This window comes from Pseudomonas sp. NFPP24 (assembly GCF_900112095.1).
Lineage (GTDB): Bacteria > Pseudomonadota > Gammaproteobacteria > Pseudomonadales > Pseudomonadaceae > Aquipseudomonas > Aquipseudomonas extremorientalis.
On record NZ_FOKD01000001.1, the window covers coordinates 166,032 to 182,285 of the forward strand.

At 63.4% G+C, this 16,254-nt stretch carries 9 protein-coding genes; 1 reads left to right on the plus strand and 8 read right to left on the minus strand.

Annotated features, from left to right (window positions below):
• Positions 1-27: 27 nt before the first annotated feature.
• The 8 genes from pbpC to BM026_RS00805 all read right to left on the minus strand — a co-directional run bounded on the left by pbpC (position 28) and on the right by BM026_RS00805 (position 14,020).
• Positions 28-2,328, minus strand: coding sequence for a penicillin-binding protein 1C (gene pbpC, locus BM026_RS00770; RefSeq protein ID WP_093120225.1), 2,301 nt, complete (start codon positions 2,326-2,328; stop codon positions 28-30).
• A complete protein-coding gene (locus BM026_RS00775) occupies positions 2,309-8,113 on the minus strand; it encodes an MG2 domain-containing protein (RefSeq protein WP_093527357.1) in 5,805 nt (1,934 codons plus the stop codon). The genes pbpC and BM026_RS00775 overlap by 20 nt, the downstream gene beginning before the upstream one ends.
• A gap of 225 nt (positions 8,114-8,338) precedes the next feature.
• A complete protein-coding gene (locus BM026_RS00780) occupies positions 8,339-9,271 on the minus strand; it encodes a phosphatidate cytidylyltransferase (RefSeq protein ID WP_017528659.1) in 933 nt (310 codons plus the stop codon).
• 1 nt (position 9,272) lies between these two features.
• Entirely contained in the window at positions 9,273-9,893 is a 621-nt protein-coding gene (locus BM026_RS00785; protein WP_071490877.1) for a lysophospholipid acyltransferase family protein, read from the minus strand.
• Between the two features lie 9 nt (positions 9,894-9,902).
• Positions 9,903-10,346 carry a hypothetical protein gene (locus BM026_RS00790; protein ID WP_071490876.1) on the minus strand — a complete coding sequence of 148 codons (444 nt, stop codon included), beginning with the start codon at positions 10,344-10,346 and terminating at the stop codon, positions 9,903-9,905.
• The gene (locus BM026_RS00795) at positions 10,336-11,634 is read right to left on the minus strand and encodes a phosphatase PAP2/dual specificity phosphatase family protein (protein ID WP_093527109.1); all 1,299 of its coding nucleotides are present in this window, start codon (positions 11,632-11,634) and stop codon (positions 10,336-10,338) included. Before BM026_RS00795 ends, BM026_RS00790 begins: the two co-directional genes overlap by 11 nt.
• A gap of 2 nt (positions 11,635-11,636) precedes the next feature.
• On the minus strand, positions 11,637-13,385 hold the full coding sequence (locus BM026_RS00800) for a bifunctional alpha/beta hydrolase/class I SAM-dependent methyltransferase (RefSeq protein WP_093527111.1): 1,749 nt from the start codon (positions 13,383-13,385) through the stop codon (positions 11,637-11,639).
• 11 nt (positions 13,386-13,396) lie between these two features.
• The gene (locus BM026_RS00805) at positions 13,397-14,020 is read right to left on the minus strand and encodes a CDP-alcohol phosphatidyltransferase family protein (protein ID WP_093527113.1); all 624 of its coding nucleotides are present in this window, start codon (positions 14,018-14,020) and stop codon (positions 13,397-13,399) included.
• A 321-nt stretch (positions 14,021-14,341) separates the two neighbouring features.
• Here BM026_RS00805 and hflK point away from each other — a divergent pair, with 321 nt between their 5' ends.
• Positions 14,342-16,246, plus strand: a complete 1,905-nt coding sequence (gene hflK / locus BM026_RS00810; protein WP_093527115.1) for a protease modulator HflK — start codon at positions 14,342-14,344, stop codon at positions 16,244-16,246.
• The last annotated feature ends 8 nt before the right edge of the window (positions 16,247-16,254 follow it).

Sequence of the window (16,254 nt, forward strand, 5' to 3'; positions counted from 1 at the left end):
CAAACTACGTTAAGTGCGGCAGTCCCCCTAAGGTACAAACTCCACCTTCAACCCCCGGCTCGCACTGCGCCCCTGATCATCACTGACCCGCAACCGATACTCCCCCGACTTGCCCGGCCGCCAGTTCAGCGTGGTCTGCGGCGAACCCTGGCCGATCAAGGTTTGATCAGCAAACCAATACAGCGTCGCCGCATCGCTGGCCGCATTGGCATTCAGCGGGATGCTTTCCTGGGGTTGAGACAAGCGCAACTGGTAGCTCACCTGGGTCAGTGGCGAGCGGATCTGCGGCGCTTCACTCTGGTCACTCAGGCGGTTGGGCTGGCAGTTTTTCATCACACTGGGCGGCGTGCGCCGGGGCAGGCCGGCGGCGCGGTACAGGCGTTGCACGTCGCTGGGCCAGAATTCGAAGACTTCTTCGCGGGTGTACTGCGGATCGAACGGCGGGCAGGCGGCCTTGCCGGTGCGGGTGTCGATCAGCACCGGGCGGTGCAGGTTCGACACGCGAATCGGCGAGACGCCGGGGATGTACCAGGTCTTGCGGGTTTGCGGGCACCAACGGTTGGGCAGCTCGCCGGACGCGGCGCAGACGTCGATGCGCACCAGCCCGGCGGGCGGTTTGTCAGGCTTGATGACGGTGTTGGGCAAGGCCAGGGGCAGGGCGTCGGCGATGCGGAAGAACAGCGGCGCAGCGGTCTTGGCACCGATAAACGCCGGGTTCGGGTGGCCATCGAAGTTACCCACCCACACCACCAGCACGTAAGGGCCGACCAGCCCCGCGCTCCAGGCATCGTGAAAGCCCCAGGAGGTGCCGGTCTTCCAGGCGGTGCGCCAGTGGCGGCCGGGCAGGCCATCCGGGCGTGGGTTGCGACGCAGCATGTCGCGCACCATGAACGCGGCCTGGGGCGTGAGCAACGGCGCGCCGGTGGATTGCGGCTGTTCCTGCAAATAGCGCAACGGGCGCAGGTGCCCGTCACCGGCCAGCATCACATACAACCGCGCCAGTTCTTCCGGGGTCATCTCGCCGCCACCGAGGGCCAGGGCCAGGCCGTAGTGGCTCTCGTCGCGCAGGCCTTTGATGCCGGCGCGTTGCAGCAATCCGTATAGAGACGGGGACTTCACTTGGCTGGCGAGCCACACCGCCGGGATGTTCCGACTGCGGATCAACGCATCTCGCGCTGTCAGCGGGCCGACAAAACTGCCGTCGAAGTTTTCCGGTTGGAAGTAGCCGAAGTTACTGGGCAAGTCTTTAAGGATGCTCATGGGGTGGATGACCCCCTGGTCCAGCGCCAGCCCGTATAGAAAGGGTTTGAGCGTCGACCCCGGCGAGCGTCGCGACAGCACGCCATTCACCTGACCGTGCAGGTTTGTGGATAAGTAATCCGCCGAGCCCACCAGTGCCTTGACGCTCTGGTCACGGCTGTCGATCAGGATCGCCGTGGCGTTTTCCACCCCTGTGCTGCGCCGCTCGGCGATAAACCCGGTGATCAGGCGTTCGAGCAGTTGCTGCAACGGCAGGTTGAGGGTGCTGTTCAATTCATTGCCGGCTTGGGAAGCCAGCAGCTGTTCACTCAGGTGCGGGGCGAGGAACGGGATCTGCTGGCGGTTGCGCGCTTCCAAAGGCAAATCGAGCAGGCTGCCGTTGCGCGGGTCCTGTGGATAAGTCTGGCGCCAGTCCGCCATCAAGCGCAGTCGCGCATCTTGCAGTGAGGGCCCGAAGCGCGCCCGCCGCCCCGGCTGTTGCGGAATCACCGCCAGCGCCAGCGCTTCGGACAGCGACAGCTGCGTCGCCGACTTGCCGAAGTAGATACGGCTTGCGGCTTCAGCCCCTTCGATATTGCCGCCCATGGGCGCCAGGTTCAGGTAGGCCTCAAGGATATCGTGCTTGCTGTAGCGTGCCTCCAGCCACAGCGCCAGCGCCATCTGCTGCAACTTGCCCGGCACCTGGCGGGTGTTCAGGTCCCACAGGCGCCGGGCCAGTTGCATGCTCAAGGTCGAGCCGCCCTGGCGCTGGCCACCGCTGTAGGTGGCCATGGCCGCCCGCAGCAACGCCGGGGGATTGATCCCCGGATGCCAGTAGAAATTGCGGTCTTCCTTGAGCAGCAAGGCTTGGACCAGCGAAGGAGAGATCCGCTCCAGCGGTAGCCACAGGCGGTATTGACCGTCATCCGCCAGCGTCATGCGCAGCAGTGAACCATCGTCGGCCAACACTACCCGCGATGAGCTGACAGCCTGTGCCAGCGGGGCATGGGGCCAGAGCCGCAGGCCCACCAGCACCGCCGCCGCTACGAGCAGCGGCGGCGCCAGGCGCTTAAGGCTTGGTAATTTCAAGCTGGCCTACTTTGCCGCGCCCTTGCAGGGTGGTCTCGTACATGCCTTCGGCGTAGGCCGGTGGCGTGTTGAAGGTGCCGGCGTTGGTGGCGCGTACACGGTAGACGAACGTGCCGACATCACGCAGCGCGGTACCGTACAACACCACGCGATCATCACGCACATCCACGTAGTCCGGCTGCCAGTTGCTCAGCTCGGTTTCGCCGATGGGGGCTTGCCAGCTCTGCTCTTCCTGGCTGTCTGCTTCCACGTACTCGGACTCTTCGCCCTCGTTTTCCTCCGTGCTGGCGGCTTCCGGCTCCGGCGGCAAGTTATACACAGGCTCGACGCCACCCGGCAGCAGGTCGACCACGGCCACTTGCTGTACCTGATCGCGGTCGGTAGCGCGCAGGCGCAGGCGCACCAGGAACTCATCACCCACCGCAACCTTGCTCACGGGCTCGCCCTTGAGGTCGAGGTATTCGTGGATGATGTCCAGGCCATTGTTGATCGGCTTGAGCTTGGCGCCCTTGTCGAAACCGGCTTCGCTGAGCATGTAGAACGCGGTCGGGCCGTCGGATTTTTCCATCACCAGCTTTTGCGTGTTGCCCGGCACGGCGGCGCGCGGCGGCTGGCCGGCCATCTCCAGCAATTGCTGTTGCTTGTCACCCAGCCAGGCGGTGGCCTTGAGGGTCATGTCGCTTTGCGCACGCTGGCCGTAGTTGTCCAGGGCACGCAGCAACAGGGCCGCCGACAGCGAGTTATAGCGCTGTTCGTTGAGACGTTTGCCGAGTTTATCCAACAGCGCTGTAGGCACATCGTCCATCAGCTCCGGGAAGTGTCGTGCCAATAGATGCAGGTGTTCGGCGTCGTGCACCAGCGGGTCGTAATACAGGCCGTCGCTGTCCCACTTATCCACAAGGGCGCGCCATGGCACCTTGCGGAACAGGGTATCGGCCTGGCGATCCTGCTTGAGCAGCTTGTAGCTGGCTGCCAGGTAAGCGGCGCCCAGGTCGTTCTGCCAGGTGTCCTTGAAGTAGCTTTCGTAGCGCTCGCGGATATCGCTCAGTGCACCACTCACCAGAACCCCCTGACGGCTCAGCAGGTAACTGGCGTAGGCGCGGTTGCGCAATTCCGACAGGCCTTCGCTGGGACCATTGGCCAGATCGGTCAGGTACGCATTCGAGCGCACCAGCAGGTCTTCCGGCACTGGCAGCCCGCGCTCCTTGGCTTCGATCAGAAAGTCGGTGGCGTAGAGGCTGGCGTAGGGCGCCACATCCGGGTTGGCCGCCCACAAGCCAAAGCCACCGGCCTGGTTCTGACGCTGGCGCAGCATGCGTACTGCACTGCCGAACGCTTGCTCGGCTTCCGGGGCGTTGCCGCCCCAGATCAATGCCGGCATGGCCTTGGACACCAGTTGCTCGGTGCAGGCGTAGCCGTAGTCGTCCAGGTAATGCTTGAGGCCGTTTGCCCACACCAGCGGCGAGGCGGCCACGCCCAGTTGCACATCGCGCAGTTGGCTGAACAGTTCGCGGGTCGGTTTCAGCTCTTTGCTGGCGCTGTCGAAGCGACCCAGGCTCAGGGCGACGCGATGTTCGCTCAGCGGGCGGATCGAGGTGGTTTCGGCGACCTGGATGCGCTTGCCATCCGGCAACACCGCGACAAAGCGCAAATCCGCCGAACCAAGGGTGTCGCCGACCTTGATCTTGAACTCGGCCGTGCCTTCCTTGCGCGGTTGCAGGGACAGTGTGCTGCCCTTATCGCCTTGCACCACCAGACCGTCACTGGTCTGCACTTCAAACTTCACGTTCGCCGCTGCGTCGAGGTTGCTGAACACCCCGGCGCTGACGTTGAACACATCCCCCGGCGCCACAAAGGCCGGCACGTTCGGTGTGATCACGATCGGCCCGCGTACGTCGGTGCTGGCTTCGCTCACACCCACGCTGTCGCTGTCCACGGCCACCGCAAACAGGTGCAGCTTGCCGTTGAAGCTGTCCGGCACCTGGTAATGCAGCACGGTTTCGCCGGCCGGCAAGTCCACCAGCCCGGACCACCAGGCCACCGGCGGCTGGTGTTTACGCTTGAACGGGTTGAGGTGATTGGCCAGGGCGCCCTCCGTATCGCCACCGGGCGCCGCCCCACTGAGCAGGCGGCTGAATTCCGGCAGGATCAGGTCAAGGATCTGGCTGGTGCCGACTTCCAGCGCACGCTTCTGGAAGAAGAAGCCCAGCGGATCCGGTGTCTGATAGCGCGCTACTTGCAGGATGCCTTCATCGACGGCGTATACCACGGCGCGGCCCGGGCGATCAGCGTTGACCTTGATATCCAGCGTCTGCCCCGGCTCGATCTTCGCCGGACCCTCCACCTTCAAGGCCATGCGCCGCGCATCCAGGTTGATGCTGAACGGCACCACGCCGTAGGACAGCGGGCTCATGTACACCTCGGCCGAGCCCATGTCGCGCACAAACTGCACGTTCACGTAGGCATTGCCCTCAAGCCCTGCGGGAACACGGATATGTTGCACGCTGTTGGTGCTGTCGGCCTTGAACCACTGCTGGGTGTAGACCTTGTCCCGTTCGATAGTGATCAAGCCGGCGCCGGTGTACGGGGCACGGATGCTGATGGCGATTTCATCACCGGTGGCATAGCTGCGTTTATCCAGGCGCAGTTGCAGCTCGGCATTGCGTTCCAGGGAGCGCGAGGTGTTGCCACGCCCGGCCACGCTGTAGTCGATCTGGTTGAGCAGGTTGCCGTTGGCGTCCTTCAACTGCAGGGTGAAATCGCCCGGTGTCGACGTGTTAAGCGTCTGCTTGGCGCCTTCTTTCGTCATCACCAACGGTGACGCCGGCTGGCTGATGTTCTTGATGCGTGACTCGTACTTGTAGGTGCCGTTGGACTGTTTCACCAGCACCGACACGTAACGGTGCTCGACCACTTCGCTGGTCAGGCCGTCCACCGCCAGTGGTGTCAGGTCCGGCGCGACGGCCAGCCATTGCACCTGGCGCGGTGCATCCTTGGCGACGTAAGACAGCGAATCCTGACTTTTCACACCCACCAGGTAGGGCGCGGACGACACCAGCAAGGCACTTTGCGCCGCCACGTTGCGACCGCCTTCGGCCTCGAACACTTGGGTCATCACCTGCAAGCGATAGGTGCTGTTGGCAAAGCGTTGCAGGTTGAGGTCGATCACGGCCTGGCCGTTGTCGTCGACGGTGGTTTCGGCCAGATCTTCGGTCGTGGCGTCTTCCAGGGAATCGTTAAGGCGGAAACGGTAGTCCGGGTAGCGATCAAACGCCGCGAGCGTCGGGCTCAGGGACATCTTCGCGGTGACACGACGGCCCGCAGCCGGAGCGCCGAACAGGTGCATGGCGGTGACCTTGGCCACCACTTGGTCCGGTGCAATCCAGCCCTGCACCGGCGTGTCATGCAGGCTCAGGCTGACTTTCATGCGGTCCGGCTCGAAGTCGCGGACCTTGAAGTTCACGCTGCCCAGGTCGGTGCGCGTCTGCTTCTGGCCGATCAACTGCAAGGTCGCGGTGTACTCCCCGGCGGGGGCGACTTCGCTGCTGGGGAAATCAAAGGTTTCAAAGCCGCTGGCGGACAGTTTCAACGGCTGGCGAATCACCTCCAGCCCACGCGGGTCGGTGATTTGCAGCTCCACCGGCAGGCCTTGCAGCATGCCCTTCCAGTTGCCACTGCGCACGATCATGCCCAGGTGCGCGGTTTCACCGGGCCGGTACAGGCCGCGGTCAGTAAACAGGTAGGCGCTGAGACGATCACTCGCACCGTCTTCTTCCAGGCCGCCTACGTCGAAACGCGACAAATCCAACTGCTGGGACTGGCGGGCGATCGGCAGGAACGACTGGTCATTGCCGCGGGTGACCACATACATCAATGGCGTTTTCTCACGACGCAGTTCATCCAGCTTGGCGAAGTGCGCGTGGCCTTCGGCGTCGGTGCGGCCGCTGCTCACCGGCAAACCGTTACGCCCGATGATGTCGACTTGCGCGTCGGACACTGGTGAACCATTGCCGATGGATTGCACGTACACGTCATGGCTGCCATCACTGGAACGCTTGGCGATGATGCCCAGGTCTGTCACCACGATGAAACGCAGGTCGCTGGTGCTGCTGTGCTCGTACTCGAATGTGCGCGTGGCCGGGTCGTCCTGGGGGCTGAGCTTGAGCACGAAAATGCCGCGCCGACCGCCGTTGGCGGTGAGGTAGTGGCTGAGGTCGACATTGTCGTAGACGGTTTTCGCCGGGTCATTGGAGGACAGCGGGATATCCAACGCCTGACGCTCGACCATGCGATCGAAATACTCATTGCCGAAATTCGGCCGGGCAAAGCTGCCGCTGCTCTGGTCCACCAGGTGTTGCAATTGGTTGGGCAGCAGGCGGGCGATTTCCACATGGGCGCCGGGCACGCCACGGGCCATGAAGCCCAGGCGTTTTTCGCCGTTGAGGCTGAGCAAGGCGCCGTCGGACAGGAACTGCAAGGTACGCGGATACGCCGGCATGCTGATCAGCGACGCCGTAGGATTTTTTGCCAGGTAGCCGCCGATGGCTTCCAGGTTGGCGGGCACTCGCACATACAGGGCGCGACCGGCCGGGGCCTTGAATTTGAAGGCGTGCAGGGTGTTCAGCGGCTCGACGCTGGGCACGTGGGTCAGGTTGACCTTGGTGCTGCGGGCGAGCAGGGCGTCATCGATGTCGTTGCTGCTATAGGGGCGCGTGTCGTCCTGGGCTTTTTCCGGCAGGAGCCAGGCCTGTACCTTGCCAGCGATGGTCTCATCGGCCACGGCGCTGGAACTGCTGAACATCAGCACGGGCTCCGGCTCACCACGTTGGTTGTCGACAAAGCTGACTTCGGCCCCGGTGAAGGTCAGGCGATAGCGACCGGGCACGGTGACTTCCGCCACCAGCGGCGCAGTGCTGGTGTTGCCGCCGTCGCGGGCCTTGATGCCTTCGTCGAGCCGGGCGCTGACTGGCGTGCTTTCCAGTGGCGTGGCCAGGGCGGCGGAGCGTACGTAGGCGTTGAGTTTCTTCTCGTCGAAGGTAATTTCCGGGCGGTTGGGCAACTGGGCGTCGCGGTAGGCCATGCCTTTGCCGAGGGTCACGCTCACCCGCTTGCGTAGGGTGTCTTCATCCACCGGGTGGGAAAAATGGAAGGTCGCCACCAGCTGTTTCAGCGTCGGGTTGGACGGGTCCTGATACAGCTCGTTTTGCGCCAGGGTGGCGCGGAACGGTTGGGTGGAAAACTGCGTGCTGTATTGGTCCAGCAATACGCCATCGGCCAGCAGGTTTTTCTTCGCCAGGTCGAGGGTGTAATGGGCGTCGATGGGCCAGTCGTTTTCCGGGACGAACAACAGGGTGCGGTCGTCCGCCCAGCGCCAGGTGCCTGCGACTGCAGGTTTCAGGGTGATACCCTCAGTGACCGGCTTGCCGATGGCCGCCAGCGGGGCCACGGATTCGCCGAAGCGCACCTGCAAGTTATCCACAACCGGCGTGGGCTGGGTGTAGTCGGTGAGGTTCGGTTTGTGCAGCGAATAGCTCGCGGTATGTGGTTGCGGCAGGTTGGAATACCAGTGCCACCCATAGAAACCAGCGGCCGCCAGCAACGCCAGGCCTACTACGCCGGCACCGGTTTGACGTGGATAAGCGCGGGCTTGGCTGCCCAGGTTAGCCAGCCCACGGCCCACGGCACGCAGCCAGACCGGCGGATGCCACTGGCCAAAGATGGCCCCCACCACAGTCAATAACGCACCGAGAATACGGCGGCTGATCGCTTTGAACGAATCGAACATGGTGAGCATCCCTGGCTAAGTGCGGCGTATCTTACACGCGTCTTTGATACAAAAGATGACGCCGATACACCGTCCCGCCAGGCGTGTTGCACAAAAGTGAGGCGCACCTCACAACTGATACGCCGCGCCGCCGAGGCGCGGTTTGTCATGGGGCTGCTGCGCAGCCCAACGCGGGGCAAGCCCGCTCACCACCTGCCAGATCGTTATCTGGCTTTAGAGCGGACCTCAGGTCCACCAGTAGCGCACAAGATGAAAGAAGATCGGCGCCGCAAAGCACACCGAATCCAACCGATCCAGCATCCCGCCGTGCCCTTCGATCATATGCCCCCAGTCCTTCACGCCCCGGTCGCGCTTGATCGCCGACATCACGATGCCGCCGGCAAAGCCGAGCAGGTTGATCAGCAGCGCAATCAGGAACGACTGCCACGGGTTGAACGGCGTGGTCCACCACAGGGCTGCGCCGATCAGGGATGACAGGAGAATCCCGCCGACGAAGCCTTCGACGGTTTTGGAGGGCGACAGGTTGGGGGCGATCTTGTGCTTCCCGAACAACTTCCCACATACGTACTGCAGCACGTCCGACAGTTGCACCACGATCACCAGGTAGGCAATCAGCAACAGGTTGCGGCCTTCGTAGCCAGGGATGTCGAGGGTGAGCAGGGCGGGCACGAAGGATACGCAGAACACTGCGATCATCAGGCCCCATTGCACTTTCGAGGCACGTTCGAGGAAGTGCGTGCTGTCGCCACCCAGGGAGGCGAGGATCGGCAGCAGCAGGAACACGTACACCGGGATGAAAATCGAGAACAGCCCGTACCAGTCCGAATAGATCAGCAGGTATTGCAGCGGCAGCGCCAGGTAGAACGCGGCGACCAGCGCGGGATAGTCGCTGCGGCGGGTGGGGGTGAGGGTGAGGAATTCGCGCAGGGCGTAGAACGAGACGGCGTAGAACAGCAAGATCACCGCGCCGGTGCCGAGCCAGAAGGCGATGCCGATGACCACCACCATCACCCACCAGGCGTTGATGCGGGCGTTGAGGTTGTCGATCACCGCGTTGGGCGTACCACGGGTGCGCAGTTTGAGGATCAGGCCGATCAGCGAGGCCAGCACCAGAATCGCGCCGATACCGCCGAACAACATCAGGGTTTGGCTATCCATGTCAGACGTGCTCCGGAGCAAGGGCGAGCAGAGCATCGCGGGTACGGGCCAGGAAGGCGGCTTTGTCTTCGCCGTCTTCCAATTGCAGCGGGGCGCCGAAACTGGTGGTGCATAACAAAGGCAGCGGCAGCACGCGGCCCTTGGGCATGACGCGGTTGAGGTTGGCGATCCACACGGGGATCAACTCGGCCTGTGGGTAACTTTTCGCCAGGTGATAAAGGCCGCTTTTGAACGGCAGCAGGCCGTCTTCGAGGTTGCGCGTGCCTTCCGGGAAGATGATCAGCGAGTCGCCGCCTTCCAGGGCGTCGAGCATCGGCTGTAGAGGGTTATCCACAGGGTCCTTGCGTTCGCGGTCGATCAACACGCCGTTGAACACCCGGTTGATGATGTAGCGGCGCAGGGCGCTTTTGTTCCAGTAATCACTGCCGGCCACCGGGCGCGTGAATTTACGCAGGTTTTGCGGCAATGACGCCCAGAGCAATACAAAGTCGCCGTGGCTGCTGTGGTTGGCGAAGTAGATGCGTTGCACCGGCACCGGCGCGCACCCAAGCCACAGGCTGCGGGCGCCGGTGACGGTGCGGGCCATGGAGGTAATCAGCGTGGCGACCACGGGTTCGAACATGGGGATTCCTTATCCGGCGAAAGGCAGCCAAGGGCTGGCGAGGATCACGCCCAGGGTCAGCAGCGCTTGCGCGCCGAGCAGCCAGGCTTGTTTGCGCAACAGTTTAAGCGCGCCGCGACGGCGTTCAGCCCAGGGCCGGCCAATGCGCTTGGCCGATTGCAGGCCGAGCGTCACCAGGGCCTGGTCGAGGTCCGGCGTGCGCTCGATGTCGCGAGCCAGCAGGGCGAACAGGTCGGCGTCGAACGCCACGCGCAGCGCCCAGTACTTTTGCAGCAGCCCGAGGATAATCATCCACAGGCTGAGCAGCAGGCAGATGATCGAAATACTCGCCATCAACAACTGCGCCATGCCGAACAGCACACCGGCCAGCGTCAGGCCTGTGGATAACTGATCCAGCGAACGGCCACGACGCAGCAGGCTGGCGACCACCTGCAGTTCCATATCAGCGGGCATGGGGCAATCCCTCCAACGCTTCTCGGTGTGCGGGGCGCAGGACCACATCGGTCCGTGCTGTACGAATGATAGACAGCGCTTGCTCTACCGTCGCGGCGCGCCGGGTGTGCAGCAACCAGGCGGCGACGGCGGTAGCGCTGCGCGAGTAGCCGAGGGCGCAGCACACCAGCAAGGGGCCGCTGGCGCGCAGACGTTCGATGGCTTGGGCGGCTTGCAGGCATTCGGCAGGCGTGGGCGCGATCAGGTCGAGTACCGGGATGGATTGATAGGCCCGCCCCTGTGGATTAATCGGTAATTCGGCACACAGGTCGACGATGGCCTTGAAGGGCACTTGCTCGCTTGTGGTAGGAATACGCCCGAGCCAGACGTTATCCACAATCAGGTCGGGCTGTGGATGCTTGCGTGTCCACAGGCGCGAGTTGATCCAGGCGGCGGCCAGATAGGGTGCATATAGCCAGCGTGCGGCGGGCGTCTGTTGGCCGTCAGTGCGTTTCTGGAAGCCCGAAGCCCCCAGCACCAAGTAATTGGCCTTGATCAAGGCGAGGGAAACCGCCGGCCACAGTAGCCACAGCCACCAACCGCCCAGTACAAACGCTGGAATCGCCAACAGTACCGCGCCAAGCCCATAGCGCACGCCCAACCGCCAGCGCTTGGGATCTCGCGTCAGCCGTGCACTCAACAACGGGCTCGGATGTTCCACCGGCCACAGCCACACACAAATCCACCCGGCGAGGGCGCCTGTGGGTAAGTCGATAAAGTGGTGTTGATAAGTGGTCAGCACCGAAATACCGATCAACGCGAACCAGCCATGTACCAGCCAACGCCATACGCCTTGGGTGTGGCGCTGGTACATGACCCACAGGATCACCAGCAGCGCGATGTGCAGCGAGGGCGCCTGATTGAACGGTTTGTCGAACCCGGCCAACACCGCAAACAGCCAGCCAAACACACCATCCAGTTCCGGCCGTTCGAAGGTAAAGCGCAACGGCCAGAGCAGGAAGCAGCTCACGGCAATCACCTGGGCACTCAGCAAGCGCAGTGCATGTTGCTTCAGCTCATGCCGGGTGTTGGGCAACAACAACGAAAACCCATATAGCAGGTCGATGGACCAGTAAGGCACGATCGTCCATGCCCAGAACGGCATATGGGTTTCCCAGCCGAACACCAGCGTGCCGACGTCGCTGCGCTGGCTGGTGACCCAGGTGGCAAAGCCGTAGGTGCTGAAGAACAGCGGCGCCAATAGCAGCAGCCACAGCACCGCGGGTTTCAATAAACCGGGTTCGCGCATGTTCAGATCTTCTGTGCCAGGGACACGGTGAAAATGCCCCACTCATCCACACGCTGGGTGATTTTGCGGAAACCGGCCGCCTCCACCAGTTGATCTATTTCCGCCTGGCTGCGCCGGCGCATCACCCAGGCCTGGCCCTGGCGGTGGCTGGTCAGGGCACGGGCGATCAATTCCAACTGCGGGTGCCACGGTTGGCCGGTGTAGACCAGGTAACCGCCGGGCTCCACCGCTTCGGCCAGCCCGGCCAGCGAACCGCCGACCATGCCGTTATCGGCAAACAATTCATACAGCCCGGACACCACCGCCAGGGTCGGCTTGGGGTCGAGTGCCGCCAGGTCCAGGCTATCAAACGCATCACCTTTGACGAACTGCGCGATATCCCCCAAACCCTTCTCGCGAATCAACGCGCCACCGTCGCGCACGTTGATGTCGCTGTAGTCGCGCAGCAGGATCGATTCCGGCAGCGGCGACACGCCCTGCAAGGCTTCCAGGATGTAGCGACCGTGGCCGGCGGCGATATCCACGATGCGCACTTCCCGATCTTCACCGCGCAACTTGGCCATGGCCAGGCGCAGCAGTTCCTCCACATTCAGCTTGCGCTGGCGAATACCACGCCAGCCGATGGAGTTGAGGTAATTGGTGTCGATCATCCGCCCCAGCCCGCCTTTGCCGGTAGGCGTGTTGCGGTACACGTAGTCCAGAGTGCTGCCGGAGTCGAAACCGGTATCGAAGCCCAGTTTCACCCCGTCCGACAGGTTCTTGCCCAGGCCCATGCTGGCGCGGGTCATGCGCCAGTACAGGTCGCGCAGGGAGTTGCGCGGCAGCGGTGCGGCCAGGGCTTCGGATTCGGCGCAGGTGGCGCCGAGTTTGTCGGCGTCCAGCAGCGAAGCGCGATCCAGCGGGTGTTCGAAGTTCTGCAGGATGAAGCGCCGGGCGCTGCTCAAAGCCGTGGCGCGATCACGTTCGCCGAGGGTGTCGTGGAAGAAACCGGGGAGAATGTGCAGCTCTTTTTTCAGGCTGCCCAGGCGGTCGAAGAACTGTTGCTGGGGCTTGCGGTGCACCACAAAGTCGGAGCCGGAGACCAGCAACTGGGTCGGCACCTGGATCGCCTGGGCATCGGCTACGACCCGGTCGGCGGCTTCGTACAGGCCCAGCAGCACATTGACCGAAATGGCCTTGGTGATCAGTGGGTCGCTGTCGTAGGACGCCACGCGTTCCGGGTCATGGCTGAGGAACCTGGCCTTCACGTAGCTGTTGACGAAAAAGTTGCCGCGAAACTTGCGCATCAACGCCAGGCCCGGCCGGGCGAAGGGCACGTAGAGCTTGACCTTGAACGCCGGGGAGGCAAGCACCAGCGCGCGGATTTTCGGTGCGTAATCATGCACCCAGGTCGCGGCAATCACCGCGCCGACACTTTGCGCGACGACGGCAAAATTTTCTTCCTCGATGGCGTAAGTGGCGCCGATGTGGTCGCAGAAGGTCTGCACATCGCGGGCGCTGGTGGCGAAGCTGGGGCTGTCGCCGCGCTCGCCGGGGGATTGGCCGTGGCCGCGGGCGTCCCAGGCGAAGAAGTCGAATTGCGGCAGGTTCAGCTCATCCACCAGGTGGGCGATACGCCCGGAATGCTCGTGGCCGCGATGGAACAGCACGATGGCCTGGCGCTGACCGGTGGTTTCCGTGGCCGGCCAGTGGCGATAAAAAAGCTCGACGCCATCATGGGTACTGAAGGTGTGCTCTTGCTGTTCGCGCATCGCAAAAATCCTTATGCAATCGGTGAGGTTTCTTGTTGTTCTTTAAGGCCCTGGCGCACCCGGTTGACCAGGGTGTAGGCGAGCAGGGCGGCCACCAGCCACATCACCGCGTCGACCCAGCCGACGCCCAGCCAGCCCAGCGCCACGCCGGTGGCCAGTACGCCGAGCACAAAGGCACGATCACTCTTGCCCATCGGCCCGTCATAGCGGCGCGAAGCACCGACCATCGGACCGAGCACACCGGCGTACTCGCTGAACACCGCCAGCAGCGCCACCAGCAGCACCGGCACCAGGCTCACACCTGGGATCAGTGCGAATGGCAGGATCAGCGCGCTGTCGGCGATTACGTCGCACAGCTCATTCAGGTAGGCGCCCAGGCGCGATTGCTGGCCGAATTCCCTGGCGAGCATGCCGTCGATGGCGTTGAGCGCCATGCGCAGGATCATCCACAGCGGGATCAGCGCGAACAGCCACAGGTGGGTGGCGAAGCTGGCGATCAGCAGGCCGACCAGCAGCGAAATCACGCCGGCCAAAACGGTGATCTGATTGGCGGTGGTGCCGTTGTCGTAGAGGCGCTGCACCAGTGGACGCATCAGGTTTTGAAAACGCGGCTTGAGCTGATAGATCGAAATCATGGGGGGTGACGCTTCCTTGTCCGATGAGCCCGCGAAAAACTGTTCTGGAGTGTGACGATAATTCGTTGCCGGCACTAGTGATGGCTCGCGTTTATGGGGGGTTAATCACGATCTTGACGATGCGGTAGATCAAATGTGGGAGGGGGCTTGCCCCCGATGGCGGTGGGCCAGTTGATACCGGTGTTGGATGACACACCGCTGTCGGGGACAAGCCCCCTCCCACACGGGAACGGTGTACCGCTTAAAGCAATGTTTTTCGAACAAAAATTTCACGCTCCGTGTTATATCGTAACGAATTATGTACACGTGAGCGTTGAGTGGATGCAAGTGGATCTGGAAGCTGACGGCGCTTCGGTGGAAGGCCTTCCGCGTTTTCAACAAGGGTCGTTTCATGCCCGTCGATTGCGCCAGGCTGGTATCAGCCTGACGGTGCTGGCCGTTGCCGGTTGGGTGCTGGCGCTGTTTGTCGCGCTGTTTGCGCCGCTGTCGATCTGGCCGGTTGTGTTGATCAACTGTGCGTCGGCGTTGCTGCTGCTGGTGGCCGGATTGCAATCGGCGTGGTGGGTGGCGGACTGGCGCGCCCAGGCGATGGAGCAACCCGCGGCTGAAGTGCCGCTTGAAGATCCCGGCCGCTATGCACGGCTGATGCAGCGTTTTGGCACGCAGATCGGCACGCCCGTGTTGTGGCTTGGCGGCTGGGCGTTGCTGGCGTTGATCAGTATTGTCGAGTTCTGGAACCTGGGGTTGCCCGCTGCTCCGGTCGGCCAGTCGGCCAGCATCGGCGCCGCGCTGGCGTTGGCCCTGGCGTTTGGCTTGCTGGTATTTGAACGTCGCCTGGCCCAGGAAACCGCCGCGCAATGGCCGGAAGCCGGGCAGCTCGCGCAGTTGAGTCGGGTGGCGATTGTGTGCCTGGTGCTCAGTGCGATTTGCCTGCTGTTCGCTGGTGCCGAGTCCATCTGGCCATTGCGCCTGGCGGTGTTGATCGGCCTGCTGCCGGCACTGGTCTCGCTGGAGTTTGTACTGAGGGCCGTGTTGTCGCTGTTCAGCCCACGCCAGCCCCGCCTTGAGCCCCGCCTGATGGCGCACAGTTTTATCGCCGGGCTGCTGCGCTGGCCGCCTCAACCCTTGCTCGCCTTGCAGCACGAATTGCATAACCGCTTCGGCATCGACCTGCGCCAGATCTGGGCGTTTACCTACATGCGCCGGGCGTTCCTGCCGGTGCTGCTGGTGGTGCTGGCAGTAGGTTGGGCACTGACCGGCGTGCATGAAGTGCCGCTGCAAGGCCGTGGGATTTATGAACGCTTCGGTAAACCCATCCAGGTATTCGGCCCCGGTTTGCATGCCGGCCTGCCCTGGCCGTTGGGCCGCGTGATCAGCGTCGAAAACGGCGTGGTGCACGAGCTGGCCACCAGTGTCAGCGACGCCGCCGCGCCGGCGTTGACGCCCGCCGAAGCCCCGGCGCCGCTGATCGCCAACCGCTTGTGGGACGCCAGCCATGTGAACGACAAGTCCCAGGTGATCGCCAGCAGCAGCGGCGACAAGCAGGGCTTCCAGATCGTCAACATGGACGTGCGTTTCGTCTACCGCATCGGCCTCAGCGACCAGGCCGCGCTCGCCGCCACCTATAACAGCGCGGACGTGCCGACCCTGATCCGCAGCACCGCCAGCCGCATCCTCGTACATGACTTCGCATCGCGCACTCTCGACGAATTGCTCGGCGAACAACGCACCAGCCTGGCCGACGAAATCGGCCGCGCCGTGCAGGCCGACCTGCAAAAGCTCGACAGTGGCGTGGAAATCCTCGCCACGGTGGTCGAGGCGATCCACCCGCCGGCCGGTGCCGCCAACGCCTACCACGGCGTGCAAGCCGCGCAGATCGGCGCCCAGGCGCTGATCTCCCGCGAGCGCGGCGCGGCCAGCGAGCAAACCAACCAGGCCTTGTTGCAAGCCAGTACCGCCCGCGACCAGGCCACGGCCAGCGCCCGCGAAGTGAACGCTGGCGCCCAGGCGGCCGACCTGCGTTTTGCCGCTGAACAAAAAGCCTATGCCACCGCCGGGCAGGCGTTCGTGCTGGAACAGTACCTCGGTCTACTCAGCCAGGGCCTGGCCCACGCCAAGCTGCTTATCCTGGATCACCGCCTGGGCGCCGATGGCGCGCCGACGATCGATCTGCGTTCTTTTACCTTGCCGGCCGATCCTTCGCTGCCGCGTAAAGCCGTTCAATAAGGAGTCGG